Raw genomic sequence first — 19,048 nt, 5'->3', positions numbered from 1 at the left:
TTGACATCAGTGTTGATGAGTCTTGGGCTGATGCTGGTTTCGCTCTGTTTGAGCTATTTCAATGCACGGCATGAAGTCGCAGAGGTGTATGACGCCAGTCTTGGACAATCGGCTAAGTTACTGCTGATGGCCACCGCAGATCCCGCTAGTCCATTGCTTGATCATCAGCAGCGTGAATATTTTGATTTATGGATGCAGCATATTCAGCGTTTAGCTAAAGCCGATGACGATACTGCCACCCTGTTTGGTCATCCTTATGAGCAATACCTGCTGTTTCAGTTTTATCGTGATGGCCAGCTATTGTTTAGCTCCGATATTAATTTGCCGGCTTTGAGTAAAGGGCGTGATTCGATAGGGTTTGCCGACCTTTGGTTAGAGGGGACTCGCTGGCGCTCTTTTCAACTGAGCCATCCGATTGAAGATCACAGTAAAGCGTATGTTTTAGTTGCAGAAAAACAGAGTATTCGTGATGAAGCGATAAATCAGATTGCCTTGTCGACAGCACTGCCACAACTGATGCTAGTTGTTTGCTTAATTGGCGTACTCATGCTGCTGATTGAGCGTAGTTTCCAGCCGATTCAAGATCTCAAATCGGCGCTGGCACTGCGCAGTGTGCATAAACTGGACCGAATTTATGTTGAGCAGCCAACGCTCGAACTCGCCCCTTTAGTTGAAACCCTCAATCAACTGCTTGGTGAATTAGAGTTAGCTTGGCAGCGAGAGCAGCGTTTCACCCGTATGGCGGCTCATGAGCTGAAAACTCCATTAACGGTGCTGAAACTGAATGCGGAAAATGCGTTATCCAGCACGAGCCCTGAGCAACTTAAGCAGGATTTACAGCGTATTTTAAAAGGCATTCAACGCACGGATAGATTGATCCAGCAACTATTGATGCTGGCTAAAGTGGAAAGTAGCACTAACTTGGTCAAACAGCCGATTGATTTAAGTCGAGTGATTAAGCAAGTCATGAGTGACTTAGCTCCGATGGCATTTAAACAGCAGCAACAACTCAGTTTTAGTGGAACCACGCTCTGGGTATGGGGCGATGAACTGTTACTCGCAGTGTTGTTTAAAAACCTGCTCGACAACGCGATCCGCTATTCGGGTCCGGCTAGCCAGATTGAGGTATTACTCTCTCAGCAACAGGAGGTAATCGAAGTTGCGGTTAGCGACAGCGGGCCGCCCATCGATGATGTGACCCGTGACAAAATGTTTGAAAACTTTTATCGGGCCAACCCACAAAAAGGCGATGGTGCCGGGCTTGGGATGTCGATTTGCCGCGATATTGCTGCGGCGCATCATGGGCAAGTGATACTGTTGCCACGAGCTGAAGGGCGTAATCAGTTTGTGGTGCGTTTTGCTGAAGGTCAGCATTTACAGTGTAAACCACAAATCCAACACCCTTGATCAAGCGTCGGGCTCGGTCAAGGGCGTTGGTGTTGAAGCGTGGTATGGTCTAGCGGATGATATTGTTTACACGGTGATATGGCTTACAAGGTGATCACCCGATGGCAATTTTTCTCCAGTGCCACTGGTTCGTGGCTGATCAGAACCAAAGCACAACCAATCTCTTGGGTTAATTCGACAATCAACTGCAAGGTGCTGGCGGCGGTGATCGGATCAAGTCGTGAGGTCGGTTCATCGGCGACCAATATTTTCGGCTCAGCAAGCAACGCACGCAAAATATTAAAGCGTTGTAATTCCCCACCAGATACTTGATCGGCCTTACGGGATAACAAATCAGGCGACAGTTTTAAGCGCTGCAATAAGTACGGAATTTGGCTGTCATCGACTCGATGGCGTTGGCAAACATCATCCAATAAGGTGCGTAAGCTAACACTTTTGGTGACGGCACTCGGCGGATCTTGATACAGTTTGAGCGCTTTGCCAGTAGGGATTGAGGCTAAGCGATGTACCGTGCCTTCGCTGGGGTTGAAGAGCCCAAGTAATAGGTCGGCAAGGGTGGATTTTCCACAACCGCTGTCGCCACTAATCCCAAGAATCTCCCCCGCATGCAGAGTGAAGTTGAGTGAATCAAATAAGCGTTTATCCCCGCGCTGCATAGCAAGCTTTTCGACCCTCAGCAAGGGTTCGCCAACTGGTGTCAATCGCGTGTTTGGCCAGTGTCTTGGGTCGGCATTAATCAATGCTTTGGTGTAATCCGATTGCGGATGGTTTAATACTTGATGTGCAGGCCCTTGTTCTTGGATCACCCCTTTACGCATTACCATGATCGTCCCGCCCAGTTTTTCTGCCACTTCGATATCATGGGTAATGGTAAGTAACGCGCCATGGGTCAACTGCGCTTGTAGCAGAGCGATGATTTGATCGCGGCGGCTGGCATCTAAGCCTTTGGTCGGTTCATCGGCGATCAGAATCGGCGCTGCGGTCTGGGTGGCACATAAATAGGCGACTCGCTGCGCCATACCTCCTGAAAGCTGATGAGGGTATTTACGCTGATCGCCCTCTAATTCAACGTGTTGAAAAGCTTCGGTGGTTAGTTTTTCATGGCTGGTTCGATTGCCCATGACCAGTTGATGCACTTCTGAAACTTGTTCGCCAGCGGGCATGATCGGATTTAACGCGTGCCAAGGCTCTTGTGGCAGTACCGCCAGTTGTTTACCCCATAGCGCTTCACGTTGTGCTGGTGTACGCTGATGCTGATATTGATCAAATAACCGGATCTGACCTTGGCCGTTGAGCTCGGCCGGTAGATTGCCGATGATGGCATTGGCGAGCAAACTTTTACCCGATCCCGTTTCACCTAAAATCGTTAGCGCTTGATGGTGGTGTAAATCAAACGATAAGCTTTCGACTAACGTCGCTTGCCGATGAGTGATGGAAAGCTGTTGTACAGAGAGAAGCGCCGTCACGAGATTTTTCCTTTTGCCAGCAGTTGAAAACTTAAAACCAAAATAAACACCACCACAATCGGTTGTGCGAGCACCCAAGGTGCTTGGTGATAATAGCGAAACAGTTCGACCATCATCATGCCTAATTCGGCTTGTGGCGGCTTAAGCCCAACGTAAAGGAAGCCGATCGAAGCGAGTGCTAAAATAGCATTACCAGCGCCAAAGCAGCCCAGAGTAAAGAGATCTTCACGCAGTTCTGGCCACAGATGACGGCGAAATAAATACCAAGCGTTGAAACCATACAAGCGTGAGGCTTGGATTTGTGGCTGCTGCAATAAAGTGAGGGTTTTACTGCGTACCACCCGGAAATATTCGACCCACAGCATTAACGCGATGGCGAGATAGAGCATGAAAAAAGAGCCGGGCAAAATGGCCCCAAACAGCAATACCAAAATTAAGCCGGGCATGGCCAGCAGTACATTGAGCAACCAAGCAAAGCTTCTGTCCCACCATCCGCCTTTCCATGCCGCAATGATGCCAGTGATTAAGCCGAGTGAAGCAGAGCTCACTACACAGGCGATCGCCATGCTGAGTGAGGTGGTGATCGCCGAGCTTAAACGGGCAAAATTACTGCGCCCATAATGATCGGTGCCCAATGGCTCTTGCCAAGTGGGCGTAGCCAAAGCTTGCTGCAAATCTTGTTTGGCCGGGTCGCCCTGGTAAACGAGCTGTTCAATACACACCAAACTGAGCAGAAATAGCAGTAGTCCAAGGCCAAGCCATTGTGATTTTGATAGATGAAGCTTCATTTTTTGGCCTCTGCGAGTGAATGGTGTAAATGTAAGCGCGGATCTAACGCATATTGCGTTAAATCGACCAAGGTATTGAGTGCGACAAACAGTAATCCCATCAACAGAGCACAGCCTTGGATCATCGGAATATCACGCTGAAAAATTGCATGAGATAAGGCATGGCCGACCCCCGGCCAAGAGAACAGCGATTCAATCATCACAATGCCTTCGACTAAACTCACCGCTTGAATGCCGACAAAGGCGATCACCGGCAGTGCGATATTACGCTGTGCATGGCGCTGAAAAGCTTGCTGCGGATCTAAGCCTTTTAAACGCGCAAAAGCATAGTAAGGTGAGCGCAGCACTTGGGCAGTTGAGTTGCGGATGATGCGACTCGACATCGCCGCCATCCCCAAAGCTAAAGCGAGCGCTGGCAAAACCAGAAACTTGGGCTGACCAAAACCTGCCACAGGTAACCAATTGAGCTGTAAAGCGAATAAGATCACGAGCCCTAAACCGATCAAGAAAATCGGCTGCGCTTTAATAATAATTGAGATCAGCAGCGCGAAATGATCCGCCCATTGCTGAGTGCGTTTACCACAATACACGCCAATTGGGATCGCGATCAGCAGCGAAACCAGTGTTGCCGCTCCAGCCAGTAGCAAGCTATGGCCGATGTTATGGGTCAGCGCATCGATGACCGGCTGATTACTGATCAACGAATTCCCTAAATTGAGATGCAGTAAATCCCATAACCACTGTAAATAAAGTTGCCACGCCGAGCGATCCAAGCCGAGTTCACTGTGTACTGCTAATGCCGCTTGGGCATTGACGTAATCGTAGCCATAACGCCCGGCGGCGATTCGATAAGCCACATCACCGGGGATCAAGCGCATTAAGATAAAGGTGAGAGTACCTACGGACCAAGCCACCAACAGGGCTTGGTAAAAACGGTGTAAAAGTATTTTAGTCATGGAAACTCATCTGTGCGACGCGGTAGTTAATTTCAAAGGGATCGAAAGAGAAACCACGCACACGTTTATTCACCGCAACAATCTCACGATAATCAGTGACGGGGATAAGTGGCATCTCGTCAGCCAGTAATTGGGCAGCTTGTGTCACCAACTGTTGGTAGCGTGTGTTATCTGGCTCGATGGTCAGTTCAGTCAGCAATTGGCTAAATTGTGCAGATGACCAATTGGTTGGCCCCCAATCTGAACCTTGGTGGGTCGCAAAATCGTTCAGCAGTAAAGGCAAGGGATCGGCGATGATGCCGAAATTGCGTGCAATCAGCGCCATTTGTAAGCTGCCATCATGGTGTTTAGCTGGGATCGCGCTGGAATTATCCACCGAAATATTGACTTGAATGCCCACCTCTTTGAGCTGTGCTTGCAGTGCCGTGGCAATCAGAGGCAGCTCTGGTCGATCGGCGTAAGTCAGCAGTTGAATTTCAAATAATTGCCCTTCTCGTTCGAGTAAACCTTGCGGATTCAGCGTCCAACCTTGCTTGGCCAGCAGCGCTTGTGCACTGGCCAGATCACGTTGCGGTGGGGTGTACTGAGCTAAATGCCACGCTTGCAGAGCGGGCGAGAATAATTGGTATGCCTCTGAACTGGGCAATTTCAGTACCGATTGCGCAATACCTTGACGATCAATGGCTAAACTGATCGCTTGCCGTACCTCCGCGTGATTGATCAGGGGATGTTGATTATTGAGCTTGATCAGCACCGTACGCGGCATCGATTCAATATGAAGATCGAGATTTTTGCTCTGTTGCAGCGCAGGGATGCTGATCGGATCGAGGCTGTAGACCAGATCCGCTTGCCCTGTTTGGGCTAATAACGCTCGGCTTTCTGAGCGGTGCCCAGTTAAGTAGTTGACGTGCTCGATACTGGCAGGCTGGCCCCAATAATCGGTAAAGCGAGTCACGCTGGCTTTATGCGGTGCCTGTAACTGGGCAATTTGATAAGGCCCAGTACCAGCAAGTTGAATGATGTTGCCGCTGGCATCATAAGAGCTCGCTGCCGCGATCGCTAATGAGTAGTGGGCCAGCATCGCAGGCAGCGGGCGATATACGTTATTTAACTCAATAATCAGCTGATCATCTTGCGAGCGGATAGTTTTGATCGGCGCTTGCTGAATGATGCCGGGTTTATTCAGTGCATGGTTCAGGGAGGTGGCGACCGCAGAGGCAGAAAGTAAGCTGCCATCATGAAATCGTACCGCTGGGCGCACATCAAAACGCCATACTAAGCCATCCTCACTGACGCTCCAACGGGTGGCTAGCAAAGGATAAGGTTGCGAGTTTTGATTGATACCGACTAAAGCTTCCACCACTTGTAGGCGTGAAAATAGGTAGCCATCTTTAACCAAATCTTGACTGTTGAACTCAAAAGGGCCGGAGAGTTCCAGCGTTGCTGAGCCTGAATCATGGTGGGTAAACCATAATCCTACTCCGCCTAGCAGTAACATTAGACTGAGCAACCTCAGTATCTTCATGCAAATATCCTCAATCAAATAAAATGTTATAACATAACAATTAAACATGAGAATAAAAATCATGTCTATATAAACCTGTTGGTCATCGGAAATTATTTGCGGGCAATCGATGGCATGGCGGATGGGGATGACAGCAAACCTAGCCAGCTTGGCAATCCGTGATCGGGTAATCTTTGATCTTCGCTAGGTGCCAGATCGGACGGTGTTTTTCTTTCGATTTAAGTCACCGAGAGGGAGTGACATAGTGACCTAAGCCTGACTTTGCAGGCTGGACAGTTTGGAGATCGGCTTTCTTCTTATACACTTAAAGCATGAAGGTCCGCTGCTGTAAAAGATAAGTGTTATGTGGAAAGATATTCTGGAATTCACGCCCGATCGCAAACAAATCGTCGCCAAATTGGCGGCGCAATCAATGGCAAAAGAGTTTGACCGTAGTGAATTGCCAGTGGCTTTGGCCCAAATCGCGGCCGGAAAACTGTTTGTATGTGAGGAGGCGGTCACTCGGTTTATCAATGCCGCTAAACAAGCCCAAGGTACCGCTTTTGAAGGGGTAGTGATTGCAGAAGTACGTAATGCAATGGTGCGTGTGGTGCTGGGCGAAAATGATATGTTGGCCAGCATGCAGGTGACAGGAGCATACGGCGGTCGCGGTTTGCGTGGTAATGAGTTAGTACATGCTCTAGCGCAAGCTAAAGTGCTGAAAGGCATTAACAAACTGGCGCTAAAAAAAGTGTTATTGGTCAGCAACCAATTAGCGCCGGGTGATGAATTTATTCAACCTGTGGCGCGAGGCAAAGCGCCAATCCAAGGTCGTGATAGTCAATTTGTGCCCTTAGTGGAAGATGTGGCTAAGCGTATTTTGCGTCCCCAGCAAAAAGCGGGTGAAAACAAACTGGATATGCGCAATCTTGGTGCCACCATCACGGTGAGTGAAAACGATCCGGTGATGCGCCGTTTACCCGCGACCCAAGGCGAAATAGGCTACACAGTTCAAGGTAAACTGATTCAACCTCAGCCTGGCAAAGAGTTCCCGCTGGTGGCTGGCAAAGGGACACATATCTCGCCGACCGATCCTAATCTATTACTCGCCAGTCAAGCGGGAATGCCGCTGATCAAAAAAAATACCATTGAAGTTGATAGCGCGCTTTGCTTAAACCATGTCAGTGTGGCGACCGGGCATATCCGTTTTAAAGGGAATATCATGATTGCCGGTGATATTGAACCAGGCATGATTGTGCGGGCGACGGGCTCGATCAAAGTGGGTGGTTTTATTGAATCGGCCAATGTTCAGGCACAAGGTGATATTGAGGTCGGTAAAGGTATTATTGGGCGTATGGTCACCGATGATAGCGAGCGCAGTTGCATTGTCAAAGCGGGGGCCAACATTCGCGCCAATTACGCACAATATGTCGAGTTACAAGCGGCAGATTCAATTCATATCAGCGTGCATAGTATTGGTAATATTATCCGCTGTGGTAATGATTTAACCGTGCTTGACCGCAAAATGACTCAAGGTACATTAAGTGCCGGTAGCGCGAAAGTGGGTGGTAAAATCCTGTGTTTTAATCTTGGGGTTGAGGGTGATACCGCGACACATGTTGAGGCGTTTGCTCGCTACCAAAACTATAAAGATCGGCTCAACCAACATAAAGAGCTGTACAAACAGGCGCAAGATACCACGATGGCGTTGGTTCGGCGTGAAATCGAGCTGAAAAAACGCCCTAAAAATGAGCGTAGCGATGAAGAAACACAACAGCTCGAGCAGAGTAAAGCGCAAGCGTCCAGTCAGATGGAAAAAATTAAACTCGCGTTAGATACGCTAAATGAAGAGTTTGATCGGCAGTTACAGGAAAACACGGTAGAAGCGAAAAATAAAACCTTTACCCATGTCACCATTCAATTTGGTGATGAGAAAGTATTGACCAAACGTGAGCATGGTGCCTCGATTTTTAGCTTTAATCAGCGCGAGATTAAATTATCGTCACGCTTAGAGGCGGAAGATATCGGTATTTAATCTCGCCTCGCGAGGTGTGCGGTTGAACGCTAATTTTCGCTGGGCGTCGTTTCCCGCGTGATGATCTGACACTATCGCAGCGAACCGTTGCTTACTCCGCTTCCATTATTACACCACCCGCACATTTCCTTGGCGTAGCTCGTTAAGCACTTCATGCTTTGGACCATCAGCAATAATTCCCCCTTTTTCCATCACAATTACGCGATCGACCACATCCAGCATCGAGGTTTTATGGGTGATCAGGATCAGCGTTTCGCTCGGCTTTAATTGACTGAGTTGCTGTTTAATGTGCATTTCTGAGCGGTTGTCCATCGCGCTGGTTGGTTCATCCATCAGTAGCACTGGTGGTCGGCCGAGTAGGGCTCGTGCAATCGAAACGGTTTGCCGTTGGCCACCCGAGAGCAGCATACCGCCTTCGCCAACTTGGCGCTCTAGACCGGCGGGATCTTGTTGAGTAAATACTGTGACCCCAGCCCGGTTGGCGGCATCCATCACCTCACGATCATCAGCGAGTGGGCGACCGAGGGTAATATTGTCGCGGATCGAGCCGTAAAACAGGACGCTGTCTTGTGGTACACAACCAATATTGCGCCGAATATCGATATGGTGCAGTTGGGCAATATTGGTATCATCGATGCGCACATGGCCTTCCGTTGGTTTATAAAGTCCCATGATCAGCCGCTCAAGAGTGGTTTTGCCGGAGCCAATTCGACCAATAATCGCGACTTTTTCTCCCGGATTGATGGTTAGACTGAGGTCACGTACGGAAGCGATAGGGGAATTGGGGTAATGAAATGTGACGCGATCGAGTTCAATTTTGCCTTGAATGATTGGGCGATGAATATAACGTTTACCTTGCTCTTGCTCATCCGGCATTGCCATTATCTGCTCAATGATGGTCATCGATGATTTGGCTTGGTTGTAGCGCGTCGAAAGCAGCGAAAGTTGTACCAGTGGGCCGGTGGCTCGACCACTGAGCATGGTGGCGGCAATCAATCCGCCCATGGTTAAGTCACCATTGGAAATCAGGTAGACCCCAACAATGATCATACCAATATTCGCCGCTTGCTGAATAAATCCTGCGGTGTTTTGAATGCTATCGGTAATGCGACGACTTTTAATATTCCAGTTGGCCATATGTGCCACCGCTTCTTCCCAGCGGTATTGGAACTGTCCTTGTGCGCCAAACAGTTTCACTGTTTCTAAGCCAGTTAAGCTTTCAATCAGATTGGCGTATTTTTGTGAGGCAAGTTTGGAACCTTCTTCTATCGCGCGTCTTAATCGGGCTTGCATCAGTAGTGAGTAAACCACCAACATCAGCACACCAATAATTGGCACCCAGACCAGATGTCCGGCCATTAAGCCGATCAACAGCAAAAACAGCAGTGCAAAGGGTAAATCAATCAGCGCTGAGATGGTGGCAGAGGTAAAAAATTCGCGAATCGATTCAAATTCTTGCAAATGACGTGCAAAAGCTCCCACCGAAGGGGGGCGAGCCTCCATGCGAATGCCCATCACTTTGCTAAACAGCTTGGAAGAAATCAGGATGTCAGATTTTTTGCCTGCTACATCAATGAAGTAATTGCGCAGCATTTTGAAGATAAAGTCGAACAGAAAGATCACTAAAATTCCGCTGGAAAGTACCCACAGAGTTTCAAAGGCTAAGTTGGGGATCACTTTGTCATACACAATGCGTGAAAACATCGGCGCGGCAATCGCAAATAGATTGATTAGGATCGAGGCAATCAACACATCTCGATAGATGTGTTTGGATTGATAAATGGTACTCCAGAACCAATGACCCTCATTCGACTTGAGTATTTCGGGTGAACGTTCATCAAAACGAAACTGCTTTTTGACCATAAAGTAGCGGCCAATATAGCGTTGTTGTAGATCACTTATTGAATAAGCGACGGGCACCATGCCCGATTCTGCGGTGACGATTTCCGCTTCTTGGGTGGCTTGATTAATGCTGTTGAGTACGCAAGCTTCACCGCCTTTGAGCAGCAAGATTACCGGAAAAACTAATTGGGGGATGGCCTCTAACGCGGCGCGGTTTTCTTTCGCGATCAGCCCAGCTCTTTCTGCGGAACGAGGAAAAAGAAAAGGCGTGAGTCGACCTTCTGTCAACGGTAGGCCATTGATCAGCGCTTCAGGCGAATTGGCTAGCCCATAATAACGGCTTACGTACAGCAGCGAATTGAGTAACGTATCTTGCATGCCTTTGACCTTGGTTATTTATTAACAATAAAGCCTTGAAAGACTTCAATAAAATGTTCTGAGAGAAAATCGAGCTGAGTCTGGGTTTCAACCCGTGATGCAATGGTCGTGATGCCTAAGTTATGTGCAGTACGGGAGATGGAGGTTAGGGTGAAGGTTTGCCGTTCATCATCCAAATGGTGGGTGAAAAGGTAATCAAGTTTGACGTATTTGGGGCGAAATTCATTGATATAGTCCAGAGACTGGAAGTGACGCCCGTAGTTATCGACGCCAAAATCGGCCCCTGCGCTGCGTACTGCGTGACAAAATAGAGCCGTGTAATGTGGCTGATGAATAAAACAGTTTTCAGGGATCTCGAAATGCAGCCAACTGGCAATGGCTGGGTGTTTGGCGAGGATTTGGCTTATCCAGCGAATAAAACTCGCTTGAGAGAGACTGCCCTGAGCGATGTTGATGGCTAACGGTTCAGTCTGCTCGCCTTGTTCTAGTACCGCGATCACTTTTTCAATGATGTATTGATCAAATAAGTGACTGATATGCAGCTGTTCAAGCGCAAATAGGAATTGGTTGGCTGGGTAGCGCACCCCATCTTTCTCAAACGCAGAGAACACTTCGCGATGAAAGGTTTGTCCCCAACTGTTGTTGGCGGCTTGAAAGCGTAGCGTGAAGCCATCGTTATGGATTGCTTCTTCGACCAGCGTTTTCCACTGCTGTTTACCCCAGATGACTTTATCGGTATCACTATTAATGAAGCCATATTTCAATTCAGGGTTCGCTTTCGCTTTCGCCAGTGCATTATCCAATAAAGAGAGTAATAGCGTGTTAGACGATTGACGCTTGTTACTGACCACGACACCCAGCGCAAGATGGGTTTTACCCAATCCAGTGGGATCGGGATTAATGTTTTCGATACAGCTGATCATGCTATCAGCGACAATTTTGAGTTCACTGTGATCCATATTGGGCATGATGATCCCAAACTCATAGGTTGAGATGCGGGCCAGTAAGATATCTTTGGTGGTGATCGAGTTTTTCAGGCGATCGGCCAGTTCTCGTATCATGCCATCACTCGCTTGGTAGCCTTTTGTCTCATGCAACTCTTGGATAAACTCGGCTTGCAAAATAGCCACGCCACCCACGCCACTTTCGGTCAGCCAATTGCTTAATTGACTCATATAATAAGCGCGGTTACCTAATTGGGAAATCGGATCAAGATAAGCCCGTTCACGCAGTTGCTGCGCCTCTTTGGCTTGTGATTTAAAGGCGTTTTCGACCTGTTCAGACATCTTATTGATACCGTCAACCACGGAAATCAAATCTTGTGTGTTAGGACGCGGCAGCGGTGCACCAAATTGATTGTTAGCGACCAGTTCCATCTTGTTGACGATCAGTTGTAGTGGTCGCAAAGCGCGTTTTAATAGCCAAGCGACCGCTAACATCCCCAGCATTAACATTGCGACAAAAGCAGTACATAGGTCGAGCAAAGCATCCCATAGTTGGGCATAGGCTGGCCCTGGGTGGCTAACGATTTCGACTTCCGCCAATTGCATCCAACCGCTTGTGACCACGCGTCGATCATGAATCGGTGCAAATAAAGGCAGTTGAGTAAACCAGTTCGGAACGGTATTTGGCTGAAGCGGGTAGCTGCGCAGGATCTCATGGCCATCATCAAGGAAGATCAATCTCACCACGGAATAGCTACTGCCATCAAACAGTGCATTGATCACCGACTCGACGGCAACGGTGTCCTTTTGTTGCAAATAAGGAGCCAAAGCTAAGCCCACGGTATTGATGGTATTATTGACGTCAGAGCGTTGTTGTTGCTCAAGGCTGTTACGGGTGGTGTTGAATTGGATGCTGAAAACCGCAATCAACAACAAAATAAACACCGCGATCATCCCGGCGACAAGTTGTTTGTATAGCGTCATAGTGCCTACTCATCATAGCTAACTAGAGGTTTATTCAATTTAAGTGAGCGTTCTCGAGCTCTTAAGTCATTCCATAAACTGAGTCTGGAAGCATCGCCCGCCCATTGGCCGCGATGGGATTTCATTAGCCACAAACTCTTACCATTAAAGCTGTAAATTGGCAGTAAGTCTTGGCGAGTTGAAGCCGGTTTGAGTTGTGGATTGATGTTATCCAAAATAACCGGCTCCGAACGTGGGGTGGCATAATATGCCAACACCATATGAAATTGGTTTAGTTCTATCGCTTTAACATACACGAGACGCAGTTTTTTATCCGATACACCGAGTTCCAGCAGTGAGAAATACTTCGCAATTGTGAAATCTTCACAGTCTCCGGCATTACTGCCGAGAAACTCTAGCGGAGTTGCCCAGTAATCTTTTACTCCCCACAGCTCAATATCATTAATGAAATTGAGTTGGTTAAAAAATGCGTTGACCGCGGGTAATTGTTCTTGTTCTGACAGCGTTGCCCATTGTGCGATGGCGTGCCGCCAAGTCTTTACCCGCAAGCCCGCCCTAGGGCCGTAAGTGGCTTGCACGGCATTGATCCACTGCTGCTCTTGGGGATTAAGCTCCGCCGCGAATGAGGAGACGCCAATCGCTAACCACAGAACAATCCAATGTTTCATGCGCCGATTATTCTCTTAGTGCATTATTTTGCGCACTTAAAATCGGCTTGAGCAGATAAGCTAGTACCGTTCTTTTGCCAGTAATAATATCGACCGAGGCGGTCATCCCAGGGATGATCGGCAAATTCTTATCGTGACCAAAAGTGGTTTCTTTCGTACGCACACGGACAAGGTAGAAGCTATTGCCTTTCTCATCTTGGGTGGTATCGGCACTGATGTGCTCTAACGTGCCTTCTAAACCGCCGTATCGAGTAAAATCGTAAGCACTAAATTTTACAATCGCTGGCAATTGTGGGCGCAGGAAAGCGATGTCTTGCGGTGCAATTTGTGCTTCAACCAACAAGGTATCTTCGGTTGGCACAATTTCAATAATATTCATGCCTGGTTGAATGACGCCGCCTACCGTATTCACATACAGGGTTTTTACCGTGCCGGTAACTGGTGATATGACCACGGTACGGTTCACTTTATCTTCCAGCCCGACAGTTGATTCGGTAAGCGCTGAGAGTTTATCTTGTTCTTGATTGAGTTTATCTTGTTGTTCGGTGCGGAATTTTTGTGCGGCGTTGATGCGGCTGAGCATCGCTTCGCGAACGGCGGCTTTAAGCACCGGAATTTTGAGTTCAGTTGAGGTTAATTCGCGCCGGGTATCGTTGAGTTGTCGTTGTAGTTTGAGCAATTCGATTTTTGGTACTACGCCTTCATTGGCGAGAGGCTCGGTGATCTCCAGTTCTTTTTTCGCAAAATCATAACCTTGGCGCAAATTTGCCACACGAGCTTGCGCTTCAATCAGATCTTGTTGTTTTTGGGTAATTTGCTGTGAAATGACCGATAATTGGTTGCGTAAATTATCCAAATCTTGTCGATACTGGTTACGTTGACGCTCGACCAGCTCAGGCTCTGAGCTACTCAACTCATTAGGGAAGGTGAGTTTGGTATAATCCAAACGCACGCTATTGGCCCAATTTTTTTCGTCAACTTCCTCATCAAGGATCACACTAGCGAGTGAGGCGGAAAGCTGTAATACCGTGGCCGTTAAGTTGGCGACCTGCTGTTCACGTTCACGAAAATCTGAACGAAAACGGGTATCGTCGATCAGGATTAACTGCTGACCTTTTTGTACTTGCTGACCTTCATGCACCAGAATTTGTTTAACGAGTCCACCTTCTAAATTTTGAATGACCTGAATTTGCGAAGAGGGGACTACTTTACCTTGACCAACCGTGACTTGATCAATTTCTGCCCACGCCGACCAAAGCAGGGCCAACACGAAAAATGCCACCATCACCCATAGCATGATCTGTGCACTACGTGGAGTATTCAGTAGTAATGCGGCCGTTTTGTCGTCCACATAATCGAGTTCTTCGTCGCTGAGCTTGTGATAACTGTGATGGCTCATAATGGGTTCCTGTTTCACCAGCCGTGCCTACTCGCAATGGATGCAGGATTGGGCCGTGACCGCAACCGGATGTGGTATGCTTAGTCGGTTGATTTTATTATTGGTGTTTATAATTGTTAAGAATATGCTATCTACAGCAAAAGGCCTATTTAACAGGTTAATAATTTTAGTGAATTTGAACTTTTTTGTTGTCACCTGGCAGGTTGATGCAATCGATGGTCACTTGAGTTATCAGTAGGATCAGCGCACAATCGGGCAAAAATGAGTGAGGAGCAGCAATGGATCTTTCAGATATTCGTCGTGAATACATTCATGGTGGGCTAAGAAGAAAAGATTTACAGACTAACCCGATTGATCAGTTTAATCATTGGCTACAGCAGGCGATCGCGGCTAATTTATCCGATCCGACGGCGATGACGGTGGCAACGGTGGATGAAAATGGCCAGCCATTTCAACGTATTGTGCTACTTAAAAATGTCGATGATGCCGGGTTTGTGTTTTACACTAATTTGGCCAGCCGTAAAGCGGAGCATATTGCCCAAAATAGTAAAGTGAGTCTTCACTTTCCTTGGCACCCTTTAGAACGACAAGTGCATATTACTGGGGTAGCAGAAAAGCTAACCACATTAGAAAACATCAAATATTTTACTTCGCGTCCGAAAGAGAGCCAGATTGCCGCGATTGCCAGTCATCAAAGTCGCCGAATTTCCGCCCGTGGTATTTTGGAAGGCAAATATCTTGAACTTAAGCAGAAATTTGCCAATGGGGAAATTCCGGTGCCTAGTTTTTGGGGCGGGTATCGGATCAAACCGCACAGCATTGAATTTTGGCAAGGAGGCGAACACCGACTACACGATCGCTTCTTATATTCGCGTCAAGATCAAACCTGGCAGGTGGATCGACTGGCGCCATAGTACCGCGGTGTGTCATGGCTGAGGTCGGCGAAGACTAGATGACACAAAAGCATGATCAACTAAAATCAACAAAGGGGGATAATTCCCCCTTTTGTATGTTGGTCAGTTAGCTTAGCGCTTATTTTAACTCACGGAGTAGACGAAAACCGACATAGTTAGCTGCGGTGGTGGGGCCAACAAAAAGTTGACTATGAGCTTTCGCCATTTCCGGTGAAAAGCTCCACGCGCCACCTTTGACTAAGCCACGTGAATCATTGGTCCATTCCCATACATTGCCGACCATATCGTAAAACCCTAATGAGTTTGGCGAGAAGGTTTTTACCGGAGATGTACTGCGATTTGACCAAGTGGTGCCAGCCCAGCCCGTGTTGGCTTTACCTGCCCCAAATTGATTGCCCCACCAATAATCGGTTTTGCTGCCAGCCCGTGCGGCAATTTCCCACTCTTCTTCACTCGGCAATCGATAGGTGAATCCGGTTTGCTTGGAGAGCCAGTTGGCATAAGCTTTGGCATCATTTTGACTAACGCATACGACGGGAGCATTTGGGTTTTGTTGAAATCCAGGGGTACGCCAGTTGCTGTCTGCGATCGGAGTCACTTCGGATTGATTAACTGCAATACAGAGATTTTTCAGCTCAGCGTCGGTTTGGTATTGGGTTTGATTGATGAAGTTTTCAAACTGAGCCACGGTGACTGGCGTCGCGCTGAGTGCGAAAGCATGATCAAGGTGGTATTGTTGCGCGGCGTTTTCTCCTAACAGGTATTGTCCTGGCAGCAGTGTGATCACTTCTGGTGGCGTAACTTTGCCTTTTACTGAATCGGCAAATTTATGCCCAGCACGCAGTGGATTAGATCTTTCATGCAAATTGACCCGCAAAGTATGATCTGAGGTGATAGTGACTTCTTGTTCGAAGGTGCGAAATCCCTCTTTTTCAATTTTAATCCGATGGTTACCGGCCGGTAGCATCACTTCTACAGGGGTGTTGCCGTAATTAACCCCATCAATAGTCACGCGATCGCCATGTTGATTGGAACGCAGCGATAAGTTAATCCAAGCCACTTCTTTTTGCTGTTGTTCCGCCTCGCCTTGACCGGGGTCAAAACAGTATTGCGATTCAATATTGAGCAGCTTGCAAGGGACATTTTTGGCTGGGCGCGCTTCAAGCTGGGCAGTGATGAGGCTTCTAAATTGCATACCGTCATAAAAACCAGACTCCACCACAGCGTGTTTGAGTAGGTGAATGTTGAGCGATACATTATGCAGTTGTGGTTTGATGATGCTGGTTTCACTGCTTTGATCAATCAGCCAAAGTTGGAATTGGTTGACCGCTTTTTGCAAAGCGAGGTCGGTGGTTTGTTTGTTGCATTGTGCAAGGGTCATCTCTGCACTACACAGATTGGTAATCGCGATTTTTTGCTCACCTGAACGCTGTAGCTCTTCACGCAATCTCGCCACCCGTGCGCGCATTCTCTGTTGCTGGAGTTGAGCGATACTCTGTTCGATGGTTTGCTGCTGAGCTTGGTATTGAGCGAATACACTCTGCATTTCTTGCAGTTTCTGTTCGGCATCGAGGCGAACAATTTGATTTTGTTTGACCTCCGTCCAGGCGGCTTGATACGCATTTTGTGATGGACTGATATCCAGATCAGGTTCATCAATCATTTTTTGATAATCACGCTCAAGATTGGTTTTAGCTGTGTTAAGCAAGGTTTGCAAGGCTTTAGCTTGTTGATCCAACCGATTCAACTCAGACTGTTGGTTATTGATAACGGTTTTCTGAAGTTGGGTCGTATCGCTAGCCTTTTGCAGCTCGGTATGTTTGCTAAACAGCGCATCATCAATCGCAAGCACAGAAGAGGCGATTTCCTCTCCCAGCACGGGGGCTGCCACTAAGTAAGGTGACAGTGCTAATAATAGAGCGGGAATCCCTTGTCGCATGGTGGTGTCTACTTCAAATTAGGAAATTAAGTCTAAGTTATGAGCATTCTAAACGAAAACGCCATTTTGTCTGAAGTCATCTTTCAATAACTTAATGACAAAATGGCGTTTTATCGACAAGTTTGTGAATCTCGGCAAAAAATTATGGATATTTTATGCCATTAACTGTCTTTATTCGGTCTCAGTTTGACCCATACCGTATCATTACCGCTGACCGTAACCATACGATTGTAGGTTTCATAACCTTCTTTGGATAACGTCACCTGATGGCGGCCAGCCGGTAATACTAATTCAACCGGTGTACTGCCATAGTTGATGCCGTTAATGGTTACTGAATCATTGTATTGATCAGAACGAACGGTCACATTTGCCCACTGTTTATCTTGCTTTTTCTGTGCGGTTGACCCTGATTTTCCTTGTAAGCAGTAACGTGTTTCAACGTTGAGCAGCTTACAAGCGGCTATCGCTTCGGGTTTGGCCTGCAGTTGAGCTTGCATCAGCGTGAAATATTCGTTGTTACCTTCGAAACCAGAGCGGATCATCTGACTTTCTTGAATGTGAATATTGAGTTCAACACCTTTGAGATTGCGGTTGGCGATCACGGATTCGGTTAAATTGCTGATCAGCTTATCACGAAAGGTCTTGACCGCTTTCTGTTTGGTCAGATGCTGTCCTTGACTGGCACATTCACCTAAGGTCATGTTGGTTGAGCAACTGGTTTTGAAGCTGGTTTCCAACACATTACTTTCACGTAATTCAGTGGCTAACCGCTTGACACGTGCTTCAATTTTGGACTCTTCCAAATTGGTTAGCTCCGTGTTCAAACGAGCTTGTCTTTGCTTAATCTGCGATAGACGCATCTCAATTTCAGTGACAGCTTGGTCGTTGTCTAACTTTTGTGATTGGTTACCTTTTAGCGTATTCCAAGCTTCTTGATAGCGTTTTTGGAAGGTGACTAAGTCGGTGTCGGGATCTTCGAGAAGACGGGTATACTGCTTATCCAACTCGGACTTGGCCCGATTACGCTTGGCGTTTAACTCTTCGCCTTCACGTTTCAATCGGCTTTGCTCATTTTTCAACTGTTGCAACTTAGCACTTTCTACTTCGTAGTCGGTGATAATTGCGTTGATTTCGTTCTGTTTATTACTCAATTTTTCATCGATAGCCACAACGGGGTCAACTTGAGTGACCTCCTCGGCGTACACCGATGCAGATACCCATAGAGGGAATAGCGCAAGCAATAGCGCTGGGATACGGCGTTTAATCATAGGTCCCTGCAACACATTTACGTTTAGCCACAAAAAGTGGGAAAGACAAAATTTTGACAGCTTTGTTGATAGCTGAATTATTCAATGCAAATATTATTCCTCTTAGTTCAAAGTCATCTCTAGTCATACATTAGGTGACTGATTTTTTAAACTTTAGAACTAAGTATTTTCATTTTGAGCAGATTAGAAAAATATGCAAGCTGAGTTTTCCGATCCACTTTAACGTTTTTTAAATTGAGTACACATTGACCGTAATTTATGTGCGCTTGATCATTGTTCCGAGATAAGAAGTTAAGTCAGTTACCGTCTCTAAACTCAGGTTTTATGTGTCTGATTGATTATGTTTGATGATCGGCGGTTATTATTTCGTGTGCAGAGAATTTGCAATCTGATCATGAAATCGCGTTGATCAGTGAGAGGGATATCACCCGATTGTATGCTGATGATGTCGCAAATCATGCTCTGATTGCCAAACTTTTGTCGCTTAAATGGATAACATTAAGAGTCGGGATCAGTTGGCTGAAATAGTCAAACTATTGAGGTCGATGACAGAATG

The 19,048-nt window shown here is 47.2% G+C and carries 13 protein-coding genes; 3 read left to right on the top strand and 10 right to left on the bottom strand.

Annotated features, from left to right (window positions below):
- Window positions 1–30 precede the first annotated feature (30 nt).
- Complete coding sequence (locus PUN32_RS02695; RefSeq protein ID WP_274721814.1) at window positions 31–1,407, top strand: sensor histidine kinase; 1,377 nt, start codon at window positions 31–33, stop codon at window positions 1,405–1,407.
- A gap of 83 nt (window positions 1,408–1,490) precedes the next feature.
- Here the strand turns inward: PUN32_RS02695 and PUN32_RS02690 are convergent, their stop codons facing one another.
- From PUN32_RS02690 to PUN32_RS02675, 4 genes are read right to left on the bottom strand one after another with little or no spacing between them, the layout of a single operon-like run.
- Window positions 1,491–2,873, bottom strand: coding sequence for an ABC transporter ATP-binding protein (locus PUN32_RS02690; protein ID WP_274721651.1), 1,383 nt, complete (start codon window positions 2,871–2,873; stop codon window positions 1,491–1,493).
- Window positions 2,870–3,661, bottom strand: a complete 792-nt coding sequence (locus PUN32_RS02685) for an ABC transporter permease (protein WP_274721650.1) — start codon at window positions 3,659–3,661, stop codon at window positions 2,870–2,872. The genes PUN32_RS02690 and PUN32_RS02685 overlap by 4 nt, the downstream gene beginning before the upstream one ends.
- On the bottom strand, window positions 3,658–4,617 hold the full coding sequence (locus PUN32_RS02680; RefSeq protein ID WP_166015206.1) for an ABC transporter permease: 960 nt from the start codon (window positions 4,615–4,617) through the stop codon (window positions 3,658–3,660). The genes PUN32_RS02685 and PUN32_RS02680 overlap by 4 nt, the downstream gene beginning before the upstream one ends.
- Window positions 4,610–6,142: an ABC transporter substrate-binding protein gene (locus tag PUN32_RS02675; protein WP_274721649.1), complete on the bottom strand. Its 1,533-nt coding sequence runs from the start codon at window positions 6,140–6,142 to the stop codon at window positions 4,610–4,612. The genes PUN32_RS02680 and PUN32_RS02675 overlap by 8 nt, the downstream gene beginning before the upstream one ends.
- 343 nt (window positions 6,143–6,485) lie before the next feature.
- Between PUN32_RS02675 and PUN32_RS02670 the strand changes: the two genes are divergently transcribed.
- Window positions 6,486–8,156: a DUF342 domain-containing protein gene (locus PUN32_RS02670; protein ID WP_274721648.1), complete on the top strand. Its 1,671-nt coding sequence runs from the start codon at window positions 6,486–6,488 to the stop codon at window positions 8,154–8,156.
- A 108-nt stretch (window positions 8,157–8,264) separates the two neighbouring features.
- Here the strand turns inward: PUN32_RS02670 and PUN32_RS02665 are convergent, their stop codons facing one another.
- Genes PUN32_RS02665 through PUN32_RS02650 form a run of 4 tightly spaced genes read right to left on the bottom strand, consistent with a single transcriptional unit; the run spans window position 8,265 to window position 14,371 of the window.
- Window positions 8,265–10,376, bottom strand: a complete 2,112-nt coding sequence (locus PUN32_RS02665) for a type I secretion system permease/ATPase (RefSeq protein ID WP_274721647.1) — start codon at window positions 10,374–10,376, stop codon at window positions 8,265–8,267.
- A gap of 14 nt (window positions 10,377–10,390) precedes the next feature.
- Window positions 10,391–12,304 (bottom strand): bifunctional diguanylate cyclase/phosphodiesterase, encoded by a 1,914-nt coding sequence (locus tag PUN32_RS02660; RefSeq protein WP_274721646.1) that lies wholly within the window; start codon window positions 12,302–12,304, stop codon window positions 10,391–10,393.
- A gap of 5 nt (window positions 12,305–12,309) precedes the next feature.
- A complete protein-coding gene (locus PUN32_RS02655; protein ID WP_274721645.1) occupies window positions 12,310–12,972 on the bottom strand; it encodes a transglutaminase-like cysteine peptidase in 663 nt (220 codons plus the stop codon).
- 7 nt (window positions 12,973–12,979) lie between these two features.
- Complete coding sequence (locus PUN32_RS02650) at window positions 12,980–14,371, bottom strand: HlyD family type I secretion periplasmic adaptor subunit (RefSeq protein WP_274721644.1); 1,392 nt, start codon at window positions 14,369–14,371, stop codon at window positions 12,980–12,982.
- A gap of 278 nt (window positions 14,372–14,649) precedes the next feature.
- Here PUN32_RS02650 and pdxH point away from each other — a divergent pair, with 278 nt between their 5' ends.
- On the top strand, window positions 14,650–15,285 hold the full coding sequence (pdxH, locus tag PUN32_RS02645) for a pyridoxamine 5'-phosphate oxidase (RefSeq protein WP_166015199.1): 636 nt from the start codon (window positions 14,650–14,652) through the stop codon (window positions 15,283–15,285).
- Between the two features lie 118 nt (window positions 15,286–15,403).
- Here the strand turns inward: pdxH and PUN32_RS02640 are convergent, their stop codons facing one another.
- Complete coding sequence (locus PUN32_RS02640; protein WP_274721643.1) at window positions 15,404–17,224, bottom strand: SUMF1/EgtB/PvdO family nonheme iron enzyme; 1,821 nt, start codon at window positions 17,222–17,224, stop codon at window positions 15,404–15,406.
- 161 nt (window positions 17,225–17,385) lie between these two features.
- Entirely contained in the window at window positions 17,386–18,492 is a 1,107-nt protein-coding gene (locus PUN32_RS02635; protein ID WP_166015197.1) for a PEGA domain-containing protein, read from the bottom strand.
- Window positions 18,493–19,048 lie beyond the last annotated feature (556 nt).

The sequence above is a fragment of the Vibrio chanodichtyis genome (assembly GCF_028863985.1).
GTDB lineage: Bacteria > Pseudomonadota > Gammaproteobacteria > Enterobacterales > Vibrionaceae > Vibrio > Vibrio chanodichtyis.
Note: the sequence above shows the minus strand (reverse complement) of the source record. Positions and strands in the feature narration are given on the sequence as shown.

Excerpts from the sequence above, each read along its gene's own strand:
- PUN32_RS02695 (WP_274721814.1), top strand. The coding sequence starts at position 31 with ATGCTGGTTTCGCTCTGTTTGAGCTATTTCAATGCACGGCATGAAGTC.
- PUN32_RS02685 (WP_274721650.1), bottom strand. The coding sequence starts at position 3,661 with ATGAAGCTTCATCTATCAAAATCACAATGGCTTGGCCTTGGACTACTG.
- PUN32_RS02680 (WP_166015206.1), bottom strand. The coding sequence starts at position 4,617 with ATGACTAAAATACTTTTACACCGTTTTTACCAAGCCCTGTTGGTGGCT.
- PUN32_RS02675 (WP_274721649.1), bottom strand. The coding sequence starts at position 6,142 with ATGAAGATACTGAGGTTGCTCAGTCTAATGTTACTGCTAGGCGGAGTA.
- PUN32_RS02670 (WP_274721648.1), top strand. The coding sequence starts at position 6,486 with ATGTGGAAAGATATTCTGGAATTCACGCCCGATCGCAAACAAATCGTC.
- PUN32_RS02665 (WP_274721647.1), bottom strand. The coding sequence starts at position 10,376 with ATGCAAGATACGTTACTCAATTCGCTGCTGTACGTAAGCCGTTATTAT.
- PUN32_RS02660 (WP_274721646.1), bottom strand. The coding sequence starts at position 12,304 with ATGACGCTATACAAACAACTTGTCGCCGGGATGATCGCGGTGTTTATT.
- PUN32_RS02655 (WP_274721645.1), bottom strand. The coding sequence starts at position 12,972 with ATGAAACATTGGATTGTTCTGTGGTTAGCGATTGGCGTCTCCTCATTC.
- PUN32_RS02650 (WP_274721644.1), bottom strand. The coding sequence starts at position 14,371 with ATGAGCCATCACAGTTATCACAAGCTCAGCGACGAAGAACTCGATTAT.
- pdxH (WP_166015199.1), top strand. The coding sequence starts at position 14,650 with ATGGATCTTTCAGATATTCGTCGTGAATACATTCATGGTGGGCTAAGA.
- PUN32_RS02640 (WP_274721643.1), bottom strand. The coding sequence starts at position 17,224 with ATGCGACAAGGGATTCCCGCTCTATTATTAGCACTGTCACCTTACTTA.
- PUN32_RS02635 (WP_166015197.1), bottom strand. The coding sequence starts at position 18,492 with ATGATTAAACGCCGTATCCCAGCGCTATTGCTTGCGCTATTCCCTCTA.